Genomic DNA, 19,818 nt, shown 5'->3' with positions numbered 1-19,818 from the left:
TGCACTTCAATCCGGCGTCTCTCCCCTTCCATGCCAGCTCTTCACAGCACAGCGGCCAGCGCTCAACGGACCAAGTCCACTTCGACCACCGTGCTGCTGTTGCCCCTGGCCACCCTTGCTCTGGCAGGCCTGGCGGAGCTGACCATGGCCGGGGCCGTGGAAGCAGAAGCCACCGTGATGGCCTCTGCTTCCACCAGCCAGCGTGATCAGCAGGTCAGCAAGCTCTGTCTCGCCACCGTCAGCGCGGCCTTCCAGGCAGCCCGCAAGGCCCTGCCCCCGGGCCTCGGAACTTTCGCCTGCTCCTGCTTTCTCGATGAGGTGAACCAGGGCGCTGGGCTGGATGTGGCCCAGACCACCTGCCGTCAGCGCACCATGGCCCGCTACAGCCTCTGAGCTCAGGCGCACAGGCCGGTGACATCATCGGTGCCGACCACACTCAGCTGAGTGACGGTGAGGGTTTCGATGGCGGCAATCAGGCTTGGTTGAGCTTCTGGAGTTTCACAGACGACCAGGGTCTGGAGGAGATCAAAACGATCCTGGGCGGCGAGTTCACCATCGTCACACCAGTCCAGGCTCCAGGGAACGGGGGCAGGCATTGCTTCGGGATCACTTATGTTTTGGTTTCATGACACTGGAGCACCCTGCTCCGTCGCCCTCTTTTCTTCGGATTTCCTTCCACTCCACTTCATGCTTCGCCATCAACGCCGGGACGATTCAGGCCCGCCAGAACGACGTTGGGGTGCAGGCCAAAAACGGTGTCCCAGGGCACAGCGCCAAGACGATGCCAGCGGGATCTGCGGACATCTTGTAAAATTGATTTGATTCCAGGCTCCAAGGCTCCCATCGATCAGCTCCAAAGGACCCGCTCCAGACGGGCAGTCCTTGAGGAACCCCAAGCATTCACGAATCAGTTCCAGGTTCCCTTCAAGGAATGACTATTTACGTTGGCAATCTCTCTTTCCAGGCCGAACGGGAGGATTTGCTTGATCTTTTCGGCCAGTACGGCGAAGTCCGTCAATGCAGCCTGCCTCTTGATCGCGAAACCGGCCGCAAGCGTGGCTTCGCCTTCGTGGAGCTCACCGACGACGCTTCAGAGCAGAAGGCGATCGACGATCTCCAGGATGTGGAGTGGATGGGTCGCATGATTCGGGTCAACAAAGCCAGTCCCCGTGAGCGCAGCGGCGGTGGTCAGCGTGGCGGCGGTGGCGGCTACGGAGGTGGCGGCCGCTGGTGACCCTTCAGCGCTGACCCGCCTTGGGCCTCGGCTGATCGGGTGGTGTTCAGACTGAAGGCGAACTGCCTGATTCCATGACCCACCCGCGCAACCGCTCCCCGATCCGCCGGCTGCTGAAGGCCCTGAGGCCCCACCGCCGTCTGGTCTGGCTGGCCTCGGTCTGCTCAGTGCTGAACAAACTGTTCGATCTGGCCCCGCCAGTGCTGATCGGCCTGGCGGTGGATGTGGTGGTCCGCCAGCAGACCTCCTGGCTGGCGGACCTGGGGCTGCGAACGGTCCCTTCCCAGCTCACCGCCCTGGCGGTCGCTTCCTTTCTGATCTGGAGTGCCGAGTCCCTGTTCGAGTACCTCTATGGGGTGCTCTGGCGCAACCTCGCCCAGACCATGCAGCACGAGCTCAGGCTCGAGGCTTACGGCCACTTGCAGCAGCTGGAGATGGCCTTCTTCGAGGCCGGAAGCACCGGCCGCCTGATGGCCATTCTCAACGACGACATCAACCAGCTGGAGCGTTTTCTTGACCACGGTGCCAATGAACTGCTGCAACTGACCACCACCGTGCTGGCGGTGGGGAGTGTGATGGCGGCCCTCTCCCCCGGTGTGGCAGGCGCAGCCTTTCTCCCCATTCCAGTGATCCTCTGGGGCTCGATTCTGTTTCAGAAGCGGCTGGCTCCCCGCTACCGGGAGGTGCGTGAACGGGCCGGTGATCTCAACAGCAGCCTCTCGAACAATCTCGGCGGCATGCTGACGATCAAGAGCTATGCCGCCGAAGCCTGGGAACTGGAGCGGATCCGCCTCCAGAGTGAGGCCTACCGCAGCAGCAACAGGCGGGCCATCCGTGTCTCCGCCGCCTTCATTCCCCTGATCCGTTTTGCCATCCTCTTCGCCTTTCTGGCGATCCTGGTGGTCGGTGGACTGCAGGCCTGGCGGGGCACCATCGCCGTGGGCACCTACAGCTTCCTGGTGTTCATCACCCAGCGGCTGCTCTGGCCCCTCACCACCCTGGGACGCACACTCGACGACTTTCAGCGGGCCATGGCCTCCAGCAACCGGGTGCTCGACCTGCTCGAAACACCGATCGCGATCCCAGGCGGCGATCGCCCGCTGCCCCTGGCAGGGGTGCGCGGCGCGCTTGAGTTCCGCTCCGTGGGCTTCGGCTACCAGGGACGCGAGCCGCTGCTGGTCGACTTCTCCCTGTCGGTTCCAGCCGGACACACGGTGGGCCTGGTGGGCGCCACCGGCTCCGGCAAAAGCACCCTGGTCAAGTTGCTCTTGAGGCTCTACGCGGTGCAGCAGGGCGAGATCCTGCTCGACGGCCAGCCGATCCAGGAGCTGCAGCTGGGCGACCTTCGCCACGCCATCGGCCTCGTGAGCCAGGAGGTGTTCCTCTTTCACGGCACCGTGGCCGAGAACATCGCCTACGGGAGCTTCGCCGCCAGCCCTACCGCCATCGCGAGGGCTGCGGCCCTGGCCGAAGCGAGTGTGTTCATCGAGGCCCTTCCCCAGGGCTACGACACCGTTGTGGGGGAGCGGGGGCAGCGGCTCTCGGGCGGCCAACGCCAGCGAATCGCCCTGGCCAGGGCGATTCTCAAGAACCCTCCCGTGCTGATCCTCGATGAAGCCACCGCTGCCGTCGACAACGAAACAGAAGCCGCCATCCAGCGCTCGCTCGAGCAGATCACGGCCGAGCGCACCACCCTGGTGATCGCCCACCGGCTCAGCACGGTGCGCCACGCCGACCGGATCGTGGTGATGGAGCAGGGCCGGATGGTGGAGCAGGGCCGTCACGACGACCTGCTGCGCGAAGGAGGGGCCTACGCCCGGCTCTGGAGGGTTCAGGCCGGCCTGCGCGAAAACGAGGCACTCCTGGCCTGAATGCTCCACCATGGAGCCACAGTGATTCCAGGTCCCCAGCGGCGGCGGGCCCTCGCCCATGGCCCAGACATCCGGTCCCTACGAGCTGCCGCCCCTGGCCAGGCAGGACCTCCTGGAGCTGCCCATCAGACGGCTTCAGCCCACCCAGCTGTGCCTCGGGCTGGCGGAGGTGCGCTCCAGAGCCCGGGATTTCAGCATGGAAACGGCGGCGGAACGGCGCCGTTATCTGCGCACCCGGCCGGTACCGGTGGCCGTGAGCAGTGCCGGGGAGCACTGGATGATCGACCGTCATCACCGGCTGCGGGCTCTGCTGGACGTGGATGCCGATGCCACGGCGTTCTGTGCGGTGGTGCTGGTGCTCTCCGGTGCCAGTCGCACCCACTGCCTTGAAGAGCTCAACCGCCGCGGCTGGCTGTATCTGCGCGATGCCGGCGGCCGGGGGCCCCACCCCCCGGAGCGCCTGCCCATGGACCTGGCCGGCCTGGAGGACGATCCCTTCCGCAGCCTGGTCTGGAAGCTGAAGCAGGAGGGTCTGATCCGCGCCCAGCCCCAGGTGCCCTTCCTGGAGTTTCACTGGGGCAGCTGGTTGCGTCGCCAGGACCTGCCGGCCTTCAACTCGATGGATCTGGGCCCCGCGCTGCCCGAGGCCAGACGCCTGGTGCGCGCCCGGGGCGGGCAGGGCGGCCCGCCGGCCCCCTGAACGCGGGCCGGCAGCCCAGCCCGGGTTCAGCAGGGGAACTGGACCATTGCCACCCAGGGACAATGGGATCTGGACGGTGTGGATGAAATAAGGTTTCATCAACGTGACAACCGGTGGGATCAGTCCCATCGATGGCTGACGCCCATGCCCAGCGCTTCAGGTTTTCTCCCCTCTGAGCTCCGGGCCGTCGGGCCGGCTTCCACGGCCAGGCGTCCATGAAGCCTCACCCTCCTTCGGTGCCGATGACCTCCAGCCCCAGATCCCGCCGAGTCCCGCTTCTCTTAGCGACGCTGCTTGGACTGGCTGGAGGTCTGGCCCTCTCCGGCCCCCTGGCCTCAGTCTTCAAGGGCGACTGGGCCACCCAGACCGCCAAACTCACCGGTCAGCTCAGCAATCCCTTCGCCGCCTGGGGAGGTGAGGGACGCGATGTGCTCGTGCTGGGCACCGACGTGAGCGGTGGCAACACTGATGTGATGTTTTCGATCCGGATCGCCGACGGCGTCACCCGGATCACCCAGGTCCCCAGGGACACCTACATCGACTCGGCCCGTTTCGGGGGAATCAAGGCCAATGCGCTCTATGCCTACGGTGGCGCCGAAGCGGTCAAGCAGGAACTCTCGGAGCGCCTCGGACGTCCGATCGACCATCACCTGCTGGTGAACCTGGGGGCGATCCGCCGCATGGGCGATGTGCTCGGCGGCGTGGAGGTGGACGTGCCCAAGCGGATGTATTACGTCGACAACAGCCAGGGCCTCTACATCGATCTGCAGCCTGGCCTGCAGACCCTCAAAGGCCGCGATCTGGAGGGCTTCCTGCGCTGGCGGCACGATGAGGAGGGTGATCTGGGCCGGATCGATCGGCAGAAGCTGGTGCTGGCCGCCCTGTTCAGCAAGCTGACCCGGCCCGAGAACCTGGTACGGCTGCCCAGCCTGATCGGAGCCGCCGGCCAGGACCTCAACACCGACCTGGGACCGATGGAAATCGGTGGACTGATCACCGCCATGGCCACCACCCGCTTCGATGCGGAGCGTCTCAGTGGACGCCCCTTCGATCTGCATGGGATCAGTTACTGGGAGGCCGACTGGCCCCCCCTCTCCGTTGAAGCCAGCACCACATCCACATCCTCCGGCGAGAGGCTGGAGGGCGACCGCTACCTGTTCTGAGATCAGGCTCAGCCCCAGTTGGAGCCGGCATCATCTGAGGCCCCCGGCAACCGGACCACGGCCCGAGGATCTCCTCCAAGCGCATCAGCCAGCAGCTCCGCCAGGGGAGGCGCCAAGGCAAAGGGGCTGCTGAGTCCGGCAAACACCCACAGGCCCGCCACTTCTGGCACAGGGCCCACCAACGGTGGTCCACGGCCCGTGAAGCTGACTGGCACCTGCTGGAAACAGGCGGGCACCTTGGCGAGCCGGGGATCGACCCTCCCCAGGCTCCGGCGCAGGCGCTGTTCCAGCGGTGCAGCCTCGGGCGGGGCTCCACAGGCGGTCCCTGGCCTGATCAGGCTGCTCTGACCCAGCAACAGGCCCTCGCCCCAGGGGGCCAGCCCTGCGTCGATGATCCAGGCCGGCTGCCGCAGCTGCTCCGCGCGCTGCTCCAGGGCCATGCGCTCCGCCAGCAGGGGCATCAGGATGTCATTGGCAGGCATGAGACTGCAGGCGCCCAGCAGCTCCCGGGTGAGCCGCGGATCCTCCAGCAGCAGCACCCCGGCCCAGCTCACCCGCAGGCGATCGGCCAGGCCCGGCCAGAGGGCACGACAACCGGACCCGGCGGCAAGCACCACCTGCCCGGCGGGCAGGGCCCCCGGCCGCAGCGGGGCACAGCGCTCCCGGCGCCAGTGCACCCCGGCCCGCTGCAGGGCCACGGGCAAGGCCAGGGCAAGCGCATGGCCGTCGACACGGCCATAGTCGACTCGCAGCGCTCCTGCCACTCCCGAGACAGGCGAGGCGCCCAGGCGTTCCACCTGATCAGCAGCCAGATGGCGGCGCACCAGGGTGTCCACCTGGGCCAGGGCCCGGTCCACCGACGAGGCCCCATCGTCCTGGCTCCAGTACAGCCTCAGGGAGCAGGGGCGCCAGCCCAGAGGACCATGCCGGGACTCCAGCCGTTTCCAGGCCGCCGGAGCTGACGCCATCAGCTGGTTCATCGGCCCTGGGGCACCGGCCCACCAGGGCACTCCGCCGTAACTGAAACCCGTGGCGCCAGAGCCTGTGCAGGGATCGAGGAGTTCCACCGTGGCGCCGCGCTCGGCCAGGGCCAGCGCCACCAGGGAGCCAGCCAGACCGGCTCCGATCACCAGCACATCGGCCAAGCGTCAGATCTGCAGGGTGAAGGAGGTGATCACACTGCGGAACAGATCCTTCACCTTCGGCCAGCGCAGTTCATTGGTGCTCGCCGCCAGGGTGTAGAGCCGACCCCTGTCCACCACCACGGTGGCCAGCTCGTGGCGATCGCGGTCGGAGAGATGAACCGCATACTCCAGGTCGTAGAAGGTGTGGCCGCCGTCGTTCCGCTCATCCGCCTGCACCAGCTCGGCCTCGCGGCCGCTGCCCTCCGGGGCGATCACGATGCGGCGCAGCTTCTCGCCCACCGCCACGGGGCTGCCGAGAGAATCCAGTTCGTTGGTGGCGTTCACCTCCGAGATCACCAGGCTGAGGGTTTCATCGCTGTTGATCAGATCGTGGAAGACCACCTGGGGGCCGTTGCTGACCGCCACCCGGGTCCAGCCCGTGGGATAGAGAAAGGCATAGCGTCCATCCGGGCTCTGGAAGGAATTCAGCCCGGCCGCCGCGGCGCTGCACCCGGCCAGGCCGCCCACCATCAGAAGGGTTCCCAGCAGCAGGCCGAGCACACCCCGACGCAGGGAAGGGAGCCAGGGAAACGAAGGGCGCTGCGCCATGGGATACCGAGCAAGCGGATGGGGTGGGATCACACCGACACCATTGTTGCCGGTGGCCTCGCTCCTAGATTGGCCTCAGTTGCGGCGGATTCCTGAGCGGCTTCACCAGGCCCCTGGCGCGGCTGATCGATCAGTTCGAGCGCCTTCCTGGGATCGGACCCCGCACGGCCCAGCGCCTGGCCCTGCACCTGCTGCGCCAGCCCGAGGAACAGGTGCACGCCTTCGCCGACGCCCTGGTCGGCGCCCGGCGTCAGGTGGGGCAGTGCAGCCGCTGTTTTCACCTCTCGGCCGAACCTCTCTGCGAGATCTGTCGCAACGAGGAGCGGCGCAATGGTCAGCTCTGCGTGGTGGCCGACTCCCGCGACCTGCTGGCCCTGGAGCGCACCCGTGAGTACAAGGGGGGCTACCACGTGCTCGGCGGACTGATCTCGCCGATGGATGGCATCGGGCCAGAACTGCTCCAGATCCAGCCCCTGGTGCACCGGGTCGATCAGGAGACGATGGGGGAGGTGATCCTGGCCCTGCCCCCCAGCGTCGAAGGGGACACCACCAGCCTCTATCTGGCCCGGCTGCTGCGTCCGTTCTGCCTGGTGAGCCGCATCGCCTACGGGCTGCCGGTGGGTAGCGAGCTCGAGTACGCCGATGAGGTCACCCTGGCGCGGGCCCTGGAGGGTCGGCGCCGGATGGAGTGAGCGTCATGGTTCGCCGCACCAGCCGTTACAGCCCGATCCCCCCTGCCGAACGGCTCCCTGCCTGGTTGCGCCGCCCGATCGGCAGCGCTTCCGCCCTGGAAACGGTTCAGGCCGTGGTCAAGGGCCAGCGCCTGCACACAATCTGCGAGGAAGGGCGCTGCCCCAACCGGGGTGAGTGTTATGCCGCCGGCACCGCCACGTTCCTGCTCGGCGGGCCGATCTGCACCCGCAGCTGTGCGTTCTGCCAGGTGGAGAAGGGCCGCGCGCCGCAGCCCTTCGACCCCCGGGAGGCCGAGCGGGTGGCGGAGGCTGTGGTGCAGCTGGGGCTGCGCTACGTGGTGCTCACCGCCGTCGCCCGCGACGACCTGGCCGACCACGGAGCCGCGCTGTTCACCGGCACCATGGCGGCGATCCGGCAGCGCAATCCCCTGATCGCGATCGAGGTGCTCACCCCCGATTTCTGGGGGGGCCACACCCACCGGGGCGAAGGAGAGGCCGCCCAGCGGCAGCGGCTGGCCACTGTGCTGGCAGCCCAGCCCGTCTGCTTCAACCACAACCTCGAGACGGTCGAGCGGCTGCAGGGGGAGGTGAGGCGGGGCGCCACCTACGAGCGCTCCCTGGGGTTGCTGGCGGCGGCCCGGGAACTGGCTCCGGGCATCCCGACGAAATCAGGGCTGATGCTGGGGCTGGGCGAGACACCAGAGGAGGTGGTGGCCACCCTGGAAGCGCTGAGGCGGGTCGACTGCCAGCGCCTCACCCTGGGTCAGTACCTGCGCCCATCCCTGGCCCACCTGCCGGTGGCGCGCTACTGGCAACCCGCGGAATTCGAGCGGCTCGGGGCGATCGCCCGTGAGCTCGGGTTCCAGCAGGTGCGCAGTGGCCCCCTGGTGCGCAGCAGTTATCACGCCGCAGGCGATTGAGGCCAGACCAGGCCTGCCGCTGGTTTCACCAGGCCACGGAGTCGAGCACCGTGGAGCAGAGGCGGTAGAGGCGCTCCCCATCGACGGATTCCTTCTCCTTCGCCTTGAATCCCGGCAGGACCGTCTGAATCGATCGGGTGACGACACCGGGACTCTCACCTGAGGCATAAAGAAGGCAACTCCAATGCAATCTGTGCTCAGCCGTGCGGATCCAGAGCTGAGCGACACCGGTCAGAGCGATCACAACAAGACTGGATGTCAGCGTGATCAGGCATGACCTGGGAATCATCGGCAACGAAAACGGCATCACTACAATGCCATGGGCCTCGCTGGGCAAGGCTTCGGCGGGGTGGCGCCTCCTGCCAAGGAGTCAACAAACGGACCTGACGCCGGCTTTGACCTGCGGGCACCACTCTCCCGCCGGATCAGTGACTGGATCGTCAAGGTGATCACCGGCTGATCACTCGCCACGAAGCCAGTGGCTGACGCGGGCTCGATCGACAAAGAGAAGATCCTGACTCCAGTGACAAGAGATGATGAATCGCGGATGCTGAGGCGGCCTTCAATCAGTCTTCTCTGCGCATCAACAGAGAAATGAATTGCCGGCAAGAGGAGGAGAATCTCTCACTGAACATCCATCCAGAGCCATTGACAAGCAGATGAAGGATGGGGAGCGGACGATCGCCAAGACCCACAGATCCACAAGCGTTCTGCTTGCCGGCATGGTTGGCTTCACGGCCTTTGACGATCTCAGTGATCAGCCTCGAGTTGAGAAGATCAAAACCATTGCCGATTGGCTGCTGAAACGACGGCACAGCAAGCAATAGCAACATCTCAAGCATGAAGAGATTTTGCGTTGTCTGAAGGCTTATGGAGAAATGCGCGGATACGCTCACTCAGCGTAGAGTCTTGCTGGCACCAAGGTCTGAACGTTCGCCATCAGGCTTCGATAAACGCCTGTCTGGAACCCCTTTGGTCGCCCCTCTTCTCCTCCCTTCCAACACGCATTTTCCCCCATGGCACTGGTCCAGGCGCCCGCCTTAGGCATTGATCGCTTCGCCAATGATCGCAACAGGGAAAGCTGGTCGCACGGCTCCGAGCAGGACACGAACACGATCCTCCGGGCTGTCTATCAGCAGGTGCTCGGTCAGCAGTACGTGATGGCCAGCGAGCGACTGAATGGGGCAGAGTCCCTGTTCCGCAATGGAGATTTGAATGTAAGAGAACTGGTGCGAACCGTGGCCAAGAGTGGCCTGTATCGCTCCAGATTCTTTGAAAACTGCAACCCTTATCGGTTCATCGAACTGAACCACAAGCATCTGCTTGGTCGAGCGCCGCAGAACAAGGCAGAGATGCTGCATCACTTCACGATCCTGCAGGAGCAGGGCTACGATGCCGAGATCGACTCCTACATCGACAGCAACGAGTACCAGGAACGTTTTGGTCTTGATGGTGTGCCCTACCTGCACGGCTGGGATTACTCCAAAGGCCATGAAGGTCGTCAGTTCTCCTGGCTGATGCAACTGGCCCGAGGGGCGGCTGCCTCGGTGAAGGGGGATTCCAGCGGAACCCAGTTCCGCCTCGGCAAAGCCCTGCACCAGGACAAAGCCGTGCCGGTGCGGGGTTCCGGGGCTCGGGTGGTGATCGTCTCCACGGAAGGACCGTTCAAGGCGGTTGTGAGCAACCAATCAGGGATTTCCTCGGAGTTCGCTCCGGAAACCTCCCTGAGGGCCCCCTCCCAGGAGCACCGGGTGGAGGCTCTGAGGGTCTCGTCCGGCGAGAGCAGCAGTGGCAGCGGCCGGCTGGTCACCATCTCGGCCACGGGGATCGCCAACAACGACTACGTGCGCAGTGGCGCTTACGTGATCCGGGTTCCGTTCAGCCGCATGAACCAGGCCCTGCAACGGGTCAACCGCCTGGGCGGGAGGGTCACCAACGTCGTGGTCAGCTGAGGAATCCACCGCGCGGGGGTGGCCATGGGCCAGGAGACAACTCCTGGCCGCCGGGAATCTTCAGAAAGATGGAAGGCCCTGGGCACCCCCCGGCAGCTCTCCCATAGGCTGAGAGTGGATTGACGTTCTGGGCCTGTCGCCAATCAAGGAAGTCCATGGCTGTGAGGATCGATCGTGAAACGTTCCTGAAGCGGGCGATGGAGCGATTTGGACATCGCTACAGCTACGAGGACATCGAATACCGCAGTTATCGCAGCCCAATCAAGATCCGTTGCCTGGATCATCCCGTTCGGCTGATCGTGATCACGCCCGAGCGCCATCTGCAGACCACGGGCGGTTGCAAGTATTGCCTGCGCGCCTACCGCCAGCAGGCCATGGCCTCCTCTGTGACTGTTTCGTCGGTGTCCGTCACTGAGGCTCCCCTGAGCCAGGGGGCATCCGATCCGGAGCGCCAGGATGCAGCCCTCCGATCGAGAGCCTGATGGAGTGGCGTCGGAGCAAAGAAACCAGTTCATGGCCGCGATCGGCTGCAGAGGACGCTGACAGATGACCGGCAACCTCCAGGCCATTGGCTTTCTGATCAGCTGGGTGTTGGGTTGGGGGATCGGTGGCTCCCTGATCGATGCCGGATTCATCCAGGCCGGGGTGTATTCGATCGAGACCAACCAGCTGGGAACCCTGGCCACCTTCACAGTCTGGACGCTGATCTGGGGAGGGCTGGGCTTTCGCCTCTACCAGCGGTTCACTGGCTCCAGCCAGGACAGCTGAAGGCCGCCAGGGAGCCAGGACCGAGGGGCCCTGCTCAGAGCTCCAGCTCGCCGAGGGAGCGCAGGCAACGCACCTGGGGCGGGTAGTGGTCCAGGTCGATCCCGTCGGGGAGGAGCACATGCACCAGGGCTCCCGCAGCCAGGGCTGCCTGGGCACCCGCAGGAGAATCCTCGAACGCCCAGCAGGCCCTGGCGGCCACGCCGAGCCGCCGGGCCGCCAGCAGAAAGATATCTGGGGCGGGCTTGCCCTCGGCCAGCTCGGAATCATCCCCGCAGACCATCAGCTCGATCTGCTTCAGCCAGGGGTGGGGAGCGCATTTGATGCCCGCCGACTCCCGGGTGCTGCTGGTGACCAGGGCCATGGGAATGGCCAGCTTCTGGCAGCGACTCAGAAGCTCCGGCGCCCCTGGCATGGCCCGCGCCCCGGGCAGCAGCTGACGGGCGATCGGCTGCTGCACCGCCAGCAACTGCTCGGGGTTGGGGGGGGTGCCGCCGGCCGCTTCGATCCAGGCAATCACACTGCCGGCATTGTCCAGCCGTCGGCGTCCGCGCAGCGCCAGCAACTGCTGATCGCTGAGCTCGAGGCCGAAGATCCGGGCCGCCTGCCGCCAGGCCCGGCCATGCAGCGGCTCGGTGTCGAGCAGCAGGCCATCGAGGTCGAACAGGCAGGCCGCGGGGCTGGTCATGGCCGCATCCTCTCAGTCCACAATGACGTGGTGTCGCCCTCCACCCGATGAGCCAGATCACGATCGAATCGGTTCTGCAGGAAGAGCGGGTGTTCCAACCACCGGCGGAGCTGGCGGCCGGAGCGCGCATCGGCAGCATGGCCGCCTACCGGGAACTGGTGGAGCGGATCGAAGCCGATCCCGATGCCTTCTGGGGTGAGCAGGCCCGGCAGCAGCTGCACTGGTTCGAGCCCTTCCACACCGTGCTCGACTGGAGCAATCCTCCCTTTGCCCGCTGGTTTGAGGGTGGAACCACCAACCTGGCCTACAACTGCCTTGACCGCCATCTGGACGGTCCGCGTGCCGAGAAGACAGCCCTGATCTGGGAAGGAGAGCCGGGAGACAGCCGCCACTTCACCTACCGCGAACTTCACGGGGAGGTCTGCAGGGCCGCCAACGCCCTCAAGGCCCTCGGGATCGGCAAGGGCGATCTGGTGGCCCTCTACATGCCGATGGTGCCGGAAGCGGCCATTGCCATGCTGGCCTGCGCCCGCATCGGTGCGCCCCACTCGGTGGTCTTCGGCGGCTTCTCCGCCGAGGCCCTGCGCGACCGCCTGATCGATGGCGGCGTCAAGGCCGTGATCACGGCCGATGGCGGCTTCCGCAAGGACAAGCCCGTGGCACTGAAGCCCGCCGTGGACCGGGCCCTCGCCGATGGCGCCTGCCCCACGGTGGAGCACGTGCTGGTGGTGCGCCGCACCGAGCAGCCCGCCGCCATGGAGCCAGGCCGCGACCGCTGGTGGCATGAGCTTGTGGATGTCCAGAGCGCCGACTGCCCGGCCGAGCCGATGGCCAGCGAAGACCGTCTGTTCGTGCTCTACACCTCAGGCTCCACCGGCAAACCCAAGGGGGTGGTTCACACCACAGCCGGGTACAACCTCTGGGCCCATCTCACCTTTCAGTGGATCTTCGACCTCCGCGACGACGACGTGCACTGGTGCACCGCCGACGTGGGCTGGATCACCGGCCACAGTTACATCGTCTACGGCCCGCTCTCCAATGGCGCCACCACAGTGATGTACGAGGGGGCCCCGCGGCCCTCCAAACCCGGTGCGTTCTGGGAGGTGATCGAGAAGCACAAGGTGACCCTCTTCTATACCGCTCCCACGGCGATCCGGGCCTTCATGAAGAGCGGCCGCGAGGTGCCCGATCACTACGACATGAGCACCCTGAGGATCCTGGGCACAGTGGGCGAGCCGATCAATCCCGAGGCCTGGATGTGGTACCGGGAGGTGATCGGCCATGACCGCTGCCCGATCATCGACACCTGGTGGCAGACCGAGACGGGCGGCGTGATGATCAGCCCCTTGCCCGGAGCCACCCCGACCAAACCCGGATCAGCCACCCTGCCACTGCCTGGCATTGCCGCTGACGTGGTCGACAACGAGGGCCACAGCGTGGGGGTGGATGAGGGCGGTTACCTGGCGGTGCGCCGCCCCTGGCCGGGGATGATGCGCACCGTGCACGGCGACCCCGAGCGCTTCCGCAAGAGCTACTGGGAACACATCACCGGCGACGATGGCCGGCCTCTCTACTTCGCCGGTGATGGCGCCCGCCGCGACGCCGACGGCTACTACTGGGTGATGGGCCGGGTCGACGACGTGATCAGCGTGTCGGGCCACCGGCTGGGCTCAATGGAGATCGAATCGGCCCTGGTCAGCCATCCTTCGGTGGCCGAAGCGGCCGTGGTGGGCCGCCCCGACGACCTCAAGGGCGAGGGGATCGTGGCCTTCGTGACCCTGCAGGCGGGCCTAAGCGGCGGTGAAGCCCTCGGCGCCGAACTGCGCCGTCACGTGGGCAGCGAGATCGGTCCGATCGCCAGGCCGGATGAAATCCGCTTCAGCGATGCCCTGCCCAAGACCCGCAGCGGCAAGATCATGCGCCGCATCCTGCGGGCCCTGGCTGCCGGCGAAGAGGTGAGCGGCGACACCAGCACCCTGGAGGACCGCTCCGTGCTCGATGCTCTGCGGGTCTGATCGTGCCTGTTCGCTCTGTCTGGCTCAGCCAGGCACCGACGGCATCACCAGCAGCACAATCAACCAGATGGCGCCGATGATAGGCACCAGCGTGATGAAGATCCAGGGCCAGCCCTTACCGGCGTCGCGCAACCGACGCACGCAGAGGGGAATGCCCGGCACGATGGCGGCAATGGCATAGAGGGTCTGCAGTGTGCTCAATTGGCTGACCAGCTTGGCCGCCAGCCCAAGCAGGAGGGCAACGATGAAGTTGGCCAGAAAGTACCACCAGTAGTCGCCACGGGTGGATCGGCCGCTGTAATCGAAGGCGCGTTTCCAGCCGGAAATGTAGGCATCAAGCATGGTCAAGCTGTCCTGGTTTGGTATCAGATCGCACAAACAGTGTCGGAGCCTGCTGGTGCTGTCAATCAATCGGTTGCAACCGTAGCGGTCCTACCCCCGCTCGGCCCGGCCCCCGTCCTGCCGCCACCAGCTGTCAATCGTGGCGGCCAGGCGGTCGATCTGCCGCTGGCGCAGGGGGTCATCGGCCCAGGTGCCCAGCAGGTTCTGGCGCAGGCCGGCGCTGGCGGGGGTGAGGTGGTCGCCCCCCAGCTGGACCAGTGAGCTGGCGTCCCCGGGGCGCTGCTGGAGCACCGCCAGCAGGGGGGGACTCTGGTCGAGGGGATCGCGGCCGAAGCGGATCAGCAGATTGCGGGGCACGCCGTAGAGCTGGCTCACCAGGCGCAGGGTTTCCTGCGGTGACGGGCTGAACTCAGTGCGCACCCCCAGCCGGGGGGCCAGGTCGGCCAGCAGGGGAATCGAGCGGTCAGCGGAGAAGTTGTTGAAACTCATGGCCACCAGGGCGTTGCTGCCCCTGCCCCCGTCCGGGGCCAGCAGGTGCAGCTTGCAACCGAGGCTGTGGCCCAGACGCAGCACCGGCAGGACAGGATCTCCCGCCGGGGCGCCCTGGCCCGCCCGGGCTGAGCGGAAGGCGCGCCAGGCCTCGGTGGCCTGCGCCTGGTGGTCGAAACCTGGCACGTAACTCCAGGCCCGCATCGTTAGCCCAAGCCGGCCGAGCGACTCCAGCAGGCGCCGGTAGCTGATCTGGGGAGTGGCCGCCAGGTAGCTGCCACCGATGAACTCGATCACCCCCGAGGGATCGGGCGGCTCCAGACACCAGAGGCTCCCCTGCTGACGCCAGCGGCTCACCGGAGTCAGGCCTGGGGAACGAGCCGCCTGAGGGCGGCCAGGGCCTCGCGGGCGTGGGCCGCACCATCGAGCAGGTTGTTGAACACGTGGCGCACCACCCCGTCGCCATCGATCACATAGGTGACCCGGCCCGGAAGCAGATTCAGCAGGGCACCGGGCACCCCGAAGGACTGGCGCAGGGCGTTGCCCTGATCCACCAGCAGGGGGTAAGGGAGCTGATGCCGGTGGGAGAAGCGCCCATGGCTGGCGCCGTCATCGCCACTGACGCCCCAGACCTCGGCGCCGAGGGCCTGCAGCTCGCCGTAGTTGTCGCGGAAAGCACAGGCCTCCATCGTGCAACCGGGGGTGTCGTCCTTTGGATAGAAAAACAGCACCAGCGGCCGACCCCCCAGCTGATCGCTGCGGCGCTCGGTTCCGTTCTGATCGTTCAGGCTGATCAGGGGAGCTCTGTCACCGACCTGGATGGCCTTGCCCACGGGTGCATCGAAAACTGTGCTGGCCACCCTAGGCAGCATCAGGATCGCACCGATCCGCTTGCCGAAGCTGGGATCATGGGAGGCAACCACCCTGGGGAAGCCCGCCCATGGCAGCACAGTCGGGATGTCCTGGGGCTGAGGATCCGGCGGACCAGGCGGCCAGCCGCTGGCAGCAGATCAGCCTGCTCAGCCTGGTGCCGTCCGCGGCCCCTCAGGGCCCGCCCGAACAACCGCCCAGGTCTGAACCAGCCCCGCGCGAATCCGCCCCAGCCAGCGGCTCTCCCGGCGTCTGCCCCCAGCGGCTCCTGATCCTGGATACGGAAACCACCGGCCTGGACCCCGAGCGCGACCACTGCATCGAAGTGGGAGCGGTGCTGTTTCATGTGCAAAGCCGTGCCGTGCTCAGCCAGATCTCCCTGCTGCTTCCCTGCCAGAGCAACCAGGCCCAGGACATCAACGGCATCGATGCCGCGGTGAGCCGGCTGGAGCAGCCCTGGGAGGCGGGGCTGGCCTATTTCCGAGCCCTGGTGGCCAGCGCCGAGGTGATGGTGGCCCACAACGCCGCCTTCGACCGGTCCTGGTTCGGCCGCGGCCCCCTGCCCGGGATCGAGAAACCCTGGCTGTGCACCATGGAGGACCTGCGCTGGCCGAGGGAGCGCCGCCTGAAGGCCACCCCCTCGGTGCGGGATCTGGCCCTGGCCTACGGCATTCCGGTCTGGGCGGCGCACCGGGCCCTCACCGACTGCATCTACCTGGCCCAGGTGTTCGAGCGCTGCGATCAACTGGAGTCGCTGCTGCTGGCCGGGCTGGAGCCACGGCGCCTTTACCGGGCCGAGTTGCCTTACGACCAGCGCCATCGAGCCCGGGACGCGGGATTCCGCTGGAACCAGCCTGTGGCGAAGGCCTGGAGCCGGCGCCTGAGCGAGCGGGAGGTGCGGGAGCTTGATTTTGCGGTGAGTCCGGTGGACCCGGATCCAGCCCAGTCCCACGCCGCCTGAACCGGCCTGACCCAGGCGAACGTTTCATTTGCATCCGATCACGACTCGATCCGTGCCGGAGGCTGTCAAGTGCTGCAGCCATGCGCAAGCTGTGGTCAACAGCGCAAACGTTGGAGTCAGCCATGGCGATGGAGCAGAGGGCAGGACCGGCCCCGCCGGAGCGGCGGCGCCACCAGCAGCAGTTGTCCCGTTGGCAGAAGGCCCGCACCTGGGCACGCCTGATCCGGGAGGCGGAGGCTCTCTGGCGCGTGAACGTGCGGGATCTCCGCCGGCTGGGGGCGCTTGAGCTGGCTCAGCTTCTGCAGGAAGTGCCGCCTTCGATCCGACCGCGGGTGAACCGTTGGCTCGAGGGCTACGGAGCGCTGACCAGGCTGGCTTGAGCATGGGTGGGGGCGCCACCGTCAACGCCCTGGGGGGACTCGGTCTGTTCCTGATGGGCATGACCGTGATGACCGAGTCCTTGCGCACCCTTGCCGGCAGCAGCCTGCGGGCCTGGCTGCTGCGCTTCACCCGCACCCCCTGGACAGGGGCTCTGATCGGTGCGGCCACCACCGCGGCCCTGCAGTCGTCGTCGGCCACCACCGTGGCCACGGTGGGGTTCGTGCAGGCGGGGCTGATCAGCTTTCCCAGCTCCCTGGGCATCATCTTCGGAGCCAACGTGGGCAGTACCGGCCTGGGCTGGCTGGTGGCGCTGCTGGGGTTGAAGCTCGACCTGGCCGGCCTGATGCCACCCGTGATCGCCGTCGGCGCCTGCCTGCGGCTGCTTGGCCGGGGGCGGCTGGCCCAGATCGGCTTCGCCCTGGCTGGCTTCGGCGTTCTCTTCCTGGGCATCGGCACCCTGCAGGAGGCCATGGCGGGCCATGGGGTGCTGCTGCAACCCGAGCGCTTTGACGGAGCCAGCCTGAGCGGACGGTTTCAGCTGGTGCTGCTGGGTCTGCTGACCACCGTGATCACCCAGTCGTCAGGGGCTGGGGTGGCGACGGCACTCACGGCGCTCACCGCGGGTGCGATCGATCTGGCCCAGGCCGGCGCGCTGGTGATCGGGATGGACGTTGGCACGACGATCACCGCCCAGATCGCCTCCCTCGGAGCCAACCTCAGCGCCCGCCGCACGGCCGCCGCCCATCTGGTCTTCAACCTGGCCACCGCAGGGCTGGCCTTTGTCCTGCTGCCGGTGTACCTGACCCTGGGCCAGCGCTGGTTGGCGGGGGCGATCGCCGCGGATCCCGAATTCGCGCTCACCGCCTTCCACACAGGCTTCAACCTGCTGGGGGTGGCGCTGCTACTGCCTTTCACCCACTCCTTCGCCCGCTTGATCCAGTCCCTGCTGCCCGCCCAGGAGGGGCGCGCTGCCGATGACCTCGACGAACCCCCCTCCGCCGACACTGAGCGGGCCCTGGACCTGGCCCAAAAGGCCCAGCAACGGGCCTTCCTGGAGCTGATGCACCATCTGAACCACGCGCTGCAGGCGGCCGGCAGCCAGGGTCAGGCACCTGAAGTGGGGCTCGAGGACCTGGAGACGGACCTGGCACGCATCGAGCAGTTCCTCGATCAGATTCACCTGCGCCGGATGGAGGGACCCGACGCCCAGCGGCTGCTGCAACTTCTGCACTGCCTCGACCACCTGCAGCGCCTGCGTGAACGCTGCGAGGAAGAGCCGGAGCGGGCCAGCACCGTGCGCCAGACCAACGCCCTGCAAGCCGATCGGCAGGATCTGCTGGTGGCGCTGCGGGAGTTGGAGCCGCTGGTTCTGAGCGAGCAATGGAGCGCGGCAGCGCAATGCAGCCATGCCATCAGTCGACGCCTTCATCAACGGGTGAAACCCTTTCGCCGCGATGTGATGGCCGAGGTGGCCAGCGGCGGCGTCGCTGTGGACCAGGGGACCCAGAGGCTGGAAGCGATCCGTTGGCTGCGGCGGGTGAGCCAGCACCTGCAGCGGATCAGTGACCATCTGGAGACAGCTGCTGCGGCAACGGAGCCAGGTGCTCCCGCATTCACGGCCGGGTCACCGGGATAGCAGCGGCGCCATGGGTCTGTGCCTCAAGGCTGGCCTGACCGGCCGACGTGTTTGTCGCCAAACGGCGCCCGCCTACGTAGTTGACACCAGGCACCTGATGAAGTCATACGACCACTTCATCCAGGGGGAGATGATACGCATGGTGGTGGCCTGAGGTACGTGCACGAACGGCACCCGGTTCGCGTGCCACCAGGAGGAACCATGATTCGCGCCTGCCCTGAGAGAGAGCGTCCAACGCCAGAAGCGATCAGGCCAATGAGGGCAGCTCGCTATCGCTCCCTGCTCCTGTTGCTCGCTGCGGCCCTTGTGTTTCCTGTTGCTCGGCCTGCTCCATCCCCAGCTCGCGAACTACGGGTGGGAGTGAGCGGTTCTCCTCCATTCGTGATCCGCACCTCTAGGGAGATGGCCGGAGGCGCCAAAGGCATCAGCGTGGATGTGTGGGAGGAGATCGCCGGCGCCAACGATCTCGACTTTGAGCTCGTGCCGATGCCCAGCACCGAGGCCAATGTGAGGGCCGTGGGCGAGGGAGAACTCGATCTGGCGATCGGGCCGATCAGCATCACGGCCGAGCGGTTGCGGCCTGGCCGGATCACCTCCACCCAGCCGTATTTCTACGGGGAGGTGGGCGTGCTCCTGCCAGCCCAGCCATCCTCGCTCTGGCAGCGCATCCGTCCGTTTTTCGGGCTGGCGGCGCTTTCCTCGGTGGGCATTCTTCTGCTCTCACTGTTCCTGGTTGGCAATCTGATCTGGCTGGCGGAGCGGCGCCGCAATGACGCTCAGTTTCCTCGTACTTATCTCAGCGGCCTGGGCAATGGGATGTGGTTTGCCCTGGTCACGCTCACCACCGTCGGCTACGGCGACAAGGCTCCGCTCACCAAAGCGGGACGGATCATCGCGGGTGTCTGGATGGTGGTGACCCTGTTGGCGGTGTCGTCGATTACCGCCGGCCTCGCTTCGGCCTTCACGGTCTCGCTCGCGCAGGTGGAGACATCCAGCATCCGCGATCCGGAAGATCTGCGAGGGGCTCGGCTGGCGGTGGTGGCCGGCACCACCAGCCGGCGATGGGGAGAGTCGGCTGGTGCCCGGGTGCGCGTCAGCGACTCACTCTCTGATGCAGTGGCGCTGGTGAAGCGCGGCGAGGTGGATGGGTTGGTCTTCGATCAGCCGGCGCTGCGGTACTACCTGCATCAGCATCCCGAGTCAGATCTTCGTCTTGCTTCGTTCAGCCTCGCCACCGAAAACTACGGCCTGGTGATTCCCGCGCAGAGCGACCTTCGACTGCCCCTCAACCTGACCCTGCTGGATCTGCACCGCAACGGCCGCATCGAAGAGATCACGAACCGCTGGCTGGGTCCCTGACCGTGGCCTTGATCGAGGTGGCCGTGGTGATGGGGCGGGGCACGTCC

Annotated in this window: 24 protein-coding genes; 15 read left to right on the top strand and 9 right to left on the bottom strand. The window is 66.5% G+C overall.

The annotated features are described in order from the left end of the window. Window positions 1-30 precede the first annotated feature (30 nt). Window positions 31-393 carry a hypothetical protein gene (locus KQ297_RS11890; protein WP_259739599.1) on the top strand — a complete coding sequence of 121 codons (363 nt, stop codon included), beginning with the start codon at window positions 31-33 and terminating at the stop codon, window positions 391-393. A 2-nt stretch (window positions 394-395) separates the two neighbouring features. On the opposite strand, the gene KQ297_RS11885 is transcribed toward KQ297_RS11890, so the two are convergent. After that, window positions 396-596: a hypothetical protein gene (locus tag KQ297_RS11885; protein ID WP_259739598.1), complete on the bottom strand. Its 201-nt coding sequence runs from the start codon at window positions 594-596 to the stop codon at window positions 396-398. 335 nt (window positions 597-931) lie between these two features. Here KQ297_RS11885 and KQ297_RS11880 point away from each other — a divergent pair, with 335 nt between their 5' ends. The 4 genes from KQ297_RS11880 to KQ297_RS11865 all read left to right on the top strand — a co-directional run bounded on the left by KQ297_RS11880 (window position 932) and on the right by KQ297_RS11865 (window position 4,968). Continuing rightward, window positions 932-1,234: an RNA-binding protein gene (locus tag KQ297_RS11880; protein WP_259739597.1), complete on the top strand. Its 303-nt coding sequence runs from the start codon at window positions 932-934 to the stop codon at window positions 1,232-1,234. A 74-nt stretch (window positions 1,235-1,308) separates the two neighbouring features. After that, on the top strand, window positions 1,309-3,105 hold the full coding sequence (locus tag KQ297_RS11875) for an ABC transporter ATP-binding protein (RefSeq protein ID WP_259739596.1): 1,797 nt from the start codon (window positions 1,309-1,311) through the stop codon (window positions 3,103-3,105). A 58-nt stretch (window positions 3,106-3,163) separates the two neighbouring features. Next, window positions 3,164-3,805 carry a ParB-like protein gene (locus KQ297_RS11870; protein WP_259739595.1) on the top strand — a complete coding sequence of 214 codons (642 nt, stop codon included), beginning with the start codon at window positions 3,164-3,166 and terminating at the stop codon, window positions 3,803-3,805. A 242-nt stretch (window positions 3,806-4,047) separates the two neighbouring features. Continuing rightward, the gene (locus KQ297_RS11865) at window positions 4,048-4,968 is read left to right on the top strand and encodes an LCP family protein (protein WP_259739594.1); all 921 of its coding nucleotides are present in this window, start codon (window positions 4,048-4,050) and stop codon (window positions 4,966-4,968) included. A gap of 8 nt (window positions 4,969-4,976) precedes the next feature. Here KQ297_RS11865 and KQ297_RS11860 read toward each other — a convergent pair whose 3' ends face one another. Continuing rightward, window positions 4,977-6,104, bottom strand: coding sequence for an FAD-binding oxidoreductase (locus tag KQ297_RS11860; RefSeq protein ID WP_259739673.1), 1,128 nt, complete (start codon window positions 6,102-6,104; stop codon window positions 4,977-4,979). A gap of 12 nt (window positions 6,105-6,116) precedes the next feature. Then, entirely contained in the window at window positions 6,117-6,701 is a 585-nt protein-coding gene (gene psbP, locus KQ297_RS11855) for a photosystem II reaction center PsbP (protein WP_399251733.1), read from the bottom strand. Window positions 6,702-6,814: 113 nt separating this feature from the next. Here psbP and recR point away from each other — a divergent pair, with 113 nt between their 5' ends. Together recR and lipA are read left to right on the top strand one after the other, a co-directional pair. Beyond that, window positions 6,815-7,393, top strand: coding sequence for a recombination mediator RecR (recR, locus tag KQ297_RS11850; RefSeq protein ID WP_311134004.1), 579 nt, complete (start codon window positions 6,815-6,817; stop codon window positions 7,391-7,393). A gap of 5 nt (window positions 7,394-7,398) precedes the next feature. Further along, on the top strand, window positions 7,399-8,313 hold the full coding sequence (gene lipA / locus KQ297_RS11845) for a lipoyl synthase (protein ID WP_259739593.1): 915 nt from the start codon (window positions 7,399-7,401) through the stop codon (window positions 8,311-8,313). A gap of 25 nt (window positions 8,314-8,338) precedes the next feature. Here the strand turns inward: lipA and KQ297_RS11840 are convergent, their stop codons facing one another. After that, window positions 8,339-8,557 carry a hypothetical protein gene (locus KQ297_RS11840; protein ID WP_259739592.1) on the bottom strand — a complete coding sequence of 73 codons (219 nt, stop codon included), beginning with the start codon at window positions 8,555-8,557 and terminating at the stop codon, window positions 8,339-8,341. A 322-nt stretch (window positions 8,558-8,879) separates the two neighbouring features. Further along, the gene (locus KQ297_RS11835; protein WP_259739591.1) at window positions 8,880-9,209 is read right to left on the bottom strand and encodes a hypothetical protein; all 330 of its coding nucleotides are present in this window, start codon (window positions 9,207-9,209) and stop codon (window positions 8,880-8,882) included. 120 nt (window positions 9,210-9,329) lie between these two features. On the opposite strand from KQ297_RS11835, the gene KQ297_RS11830 reads away from it, so the two are divergent. The 3 genes from KQ297_RS11830 (at window position 9,330) to KQ297_RS11820 (ending at window position 11,033) form a co-directional block, all read left to right on the top strand. Further along, complete coding sequence (locus KQ297_RS11830) at window positions 9,330-10,265, top strand: phycobilisome linker polypeptide (protein ID WP_259739590.1); 936 nt, start codon at window positions 9,330-9,332, stop codon at window positions 10,263-10,265. A gap of 197 nt (window positions 10,266-10,462) precedes the next feature. Continuing rightward, on the top strand, window positions 10,463-10,747 hold the full coding sequence (locus KQ297_RS11825; RefSeq protein ID WP_399251727.1) for a hypothetical protein: 285 nt from the start codon (window positions 10,463-10,465) through the stop codon (window positions 10,745-10,747). Between the two features lie 64 nt (window positions 10,748-10,811). Next, the gene (locus tag KQ297_RS11820) at window positions 10,812-11,033 is read left to right on the top strand and encodes a hypothetical protein (protein WP_259739588.1); all 222 of its coding nucleotides are present in this window, start codon (window positions 10,812-10,814) and stop codon (window positions 11,031-11,033) included. A 34-nt stretch (window positions 11,034-11,067) separates the two neighbouring features. Here the strand turns inward: KQ297_RS11820 and KQ297_RS11815 are convergent, their stop codons facing one another. Further along, a complete protein-coding gene (locus tag KQ297_RS11815; RefSeq protein WP_259739587.1) occupies window positions 11,068-11,718 on the bottom strand; it encodes an HAD family phosphatase in 651 nt (216 codons plus the stop codon). Between the two features lie 47 nt (window positions 11,719-11,765). Between KQ297_RS11815 and acs the strand changes: the two genes are divergently transcribed. Then, a complete protein-coding gene (acs, locus tag KQ297_RS11810) occupies window positions 11,766-13,733 on the top strand; it encodes an acetate--CoA ligase (RefSeq protein WP_259739586.1) in 1,968 nt (655 codons plus the stop codon). A gap of 24 nt (window positions 13,734-13,757) precedes the next feature. On the opposite strand, the gene KQ297_RS11805 is transcribed toward acs, so the two are convergent. From KQ297_RS11805 to KQ297_RS11795, 3 genes are all read right to left on the bottom strand, one after another. Then, window positions 13,758-14,075 (bottom strand): DUF805 domain-containing protein, encoded by a 318-nt coding sequence (locus tag KQ297_RS11805; RefSeq protein ID WP_259739670.1) that lies wholly within the window; start codon window positions 14,073-14,075, stop codon window positions 13,758-13,760. A 90-nt stretch (window positions 14,076-14,165) separates the two neighbouring features. Continuing rightward, window positions 14,166-14,921 carry a DUF1350 family protein gene (locus KQ297_RS11800; protein ID WP_259739585.1) on the bottom strand — a complete coding sequence of 252 codons (756 nt, stop codon included), beginning with the start codon at window positions 14,919-14,921 and terminating at the stop codon, window positions 14,166-14,168. 5 nt (window positions 14,922-14,926) lie between these two features. After that, window positions 14,927-15,436: a peroxiredoxin gene (locus tag KQ297_RS11795; RefSeq protein WP_259739669.1), complete on the bottom strand. Its 510-nt coding sequence runs from the start codon at window positions 15,434-15,436 to the stop codon at window positions 14,927-14,929. Between the two features lie 68 nt (window positions 15,437-15,504). On the opposite strand from KQ297_RS11795, the gene KQ297_RS11790 reads away from it, so the two are divergent. From KQ297_RS11790 to KQ297_RS11775, 4 genes are all read left to right on the top strand, one after another. Next, the gene (locus KQ297_RS11790) at window positions 15,505-16,395 is read left to right on the top strand and encodes a 3'-5' exonuclease (RefSeq protein WP_259739584.1); all 891 of its coding nucleotides are present in this window, start codon (window positions 15,505-15,507) and stop codon (window positions 16,393-16,395) included. 122 nt (window positions 16,396-16,517) lie between these two features. Continuing rightward, entirely contained in the window at window positions 16,518-16,775 is a 258-nt protein-coding gene (locus KQ297_RS11785; protein WP_399251722.1) for a hypothetical protein, read from the top strand. 2 nt (window positions 16,776-16,777) lie between these two features. Beyond that, window positions 16,778-18,412: a Na/Pi cotransporter family protein gene (locus tag KQ297_RS11780; protein WP_259739667.1), complete on the top strand. Its 1,635-nt coding sequence runs from the start codon at window positions 16,778-16,780 to the stop codon at window positions 18,410-18,412. A gap of 360 nt (window positions 18,413-18,772) precedes the next feature. Then, on the top strand, window positions 18,773-19,771 hold the full coding sequence (locus tag KQ297_RS11775) for a transporter substrate-binding domain-containing protein (protein WP_259739583.1): 999 nt from the start codon (window positions 18,773-18,775) through the stop codon (window positions 19,769-19,771). The last annotated feature ends 47 nt before the right edge of the window (window positions 19,772-19,818 follow it).

Source organism: Synechococcus sp. CS-205, assembly GCF_025128255.1.
Lineage (GTDB): Bacteria > Cyanobacteriota > Cyanobacteriia > PCC-6307 > Cyanobiaceae > Regnicoccus_A.
The sequence above is the reverse complement of the archived record's forward strand: the minus strand, read 5'-3'. Positions and strand labels throughout refer to the sequence as shown.

Bases quoted from the DNA above. Each gene is read 5' to 3' on its own strand.
- KQ297_RS11890 (WP_259739599.1), top strand. From the start codon at position 31: ATGCCAGCTCTTCACAGCACAGCGGCCAGCGCTCAACGGACCAAGTCC.
- KQ297_RS11885 (WP_259739598.1), bottom strand. From the start codon at position 596: ATGCCTGCCCCCGTTCCCTGGAGCCTGGACTGGTGTGACGATGGTGAA.
- KQ297_RS11880 (WP_259739597.1), top strand. From the start codon at position 932: ATGACTATTTACGTTGGCAATCTCTCTTTCCAGGCCGAACGGGAGGAT.
- KQ297_RS11875 (WP_259739596.1), top strand. From the start codon at position 1,309: ATGACCCACCCGCGCAACCGCTCCCCGATCCGCCGGCTGCTGAAGGCC.
- KQ297_RS11870 (WP_259739595.1), top strand. From the start codon at position 3,164: ATGGCCCAGACATCCGGTCCCTACGAGCTGCCGCCCCTGGCCAGGCAG.
- KQ297_RS11865 (WP_259739594.1), top strand. From the start codon at position 4,048: ATGACCTCCAGCCCCAGATCCCGCCGAGTCCCGCTTCTCTTAGCGACG.
- psbP (WP_399251733.1), bottom strand. From the start codon at position 6,701: ATGGCGCAGCGCCCTTCGTTTCCCTGGCTCCCTTCCCTGCGTCGGGGT.
- lipA (WP_259739593.1), top strand. From the start codon at position 7,399: ATGGTTCGCCGCACCAGCCGTTACAGCCCGATCCCCCCTGCCGAACGG.
- KQ297_RS11830 (WP_259739590.1), top strand. From the start codon at position 9,330: ATGGCACTGGTCCAGGCGCCCGCCTTAGGCATTGATCGCTTCGCCAAT.
- KQ297_RS11825 (WP_399251727.1), top strand. From the start codon at position 10,463: ATGGAGCGATTTGGACATCGCTACAGCTACGAGGACATCGAATACCGC.
- KQ297_RS11820 (WP_259739588.1), top strand. From the start codon at position 10,812: ATGACCGGCAACCTCCAGGCCATTGGCTTTCTGATCAGCTGGGTGTTG.
- KQ297_RS11815 (WP_259739587.1), bottom strand. From the start codon at position 11,718: ATGACCAGCCCCGCGGCCTGCCTGTTCGACCTCGATGGCCTGCTGCTC.
- acs (WP_259739586.1), top strand. From the start codon at position 11,766: ATGAGCCAGATCACGATCGAATCGGTTCTGCAGGAAGAGCGGGTGTTC.
- KQ297_RS11805 (WP_259739670.1), bottom strand. From the start codon at position 14,075: ATGCTTGATGCCTACATTTCCGGCTGGAAACGCGCCTTCGATTACAGC.
- KQ297_RS11795 (WP_259739669.1), bottom strand. From the start codon at position 15,436: ATGCTGCCTAGGGTGGCCAGCACAGTTTTCGATGCACCCGTGGGCAAG.
- KQ297_RS11790 (WP_259739584.1), top strand. From the start codon at position 15,505: ATGGCAGCACAGTCGGGATGTCCTGGGGCTGAGGATCCGGCGGACCAG.
- KQ297_RS11785 (WP_399251722.1), top strand. From the start codon at position 16,518: ATGGCGATGGAGCAGAGGGCAGGACCGGCCCCGCCGGAGCGGCGGCGC.
- KQ297_RS11780 (WP_259739667.1), top strand. From the start codon at position 16,778: ATGGGTGGGGGCGCCACCGTCAACGCCCTGGGGGGACTCGGTCTGTTC.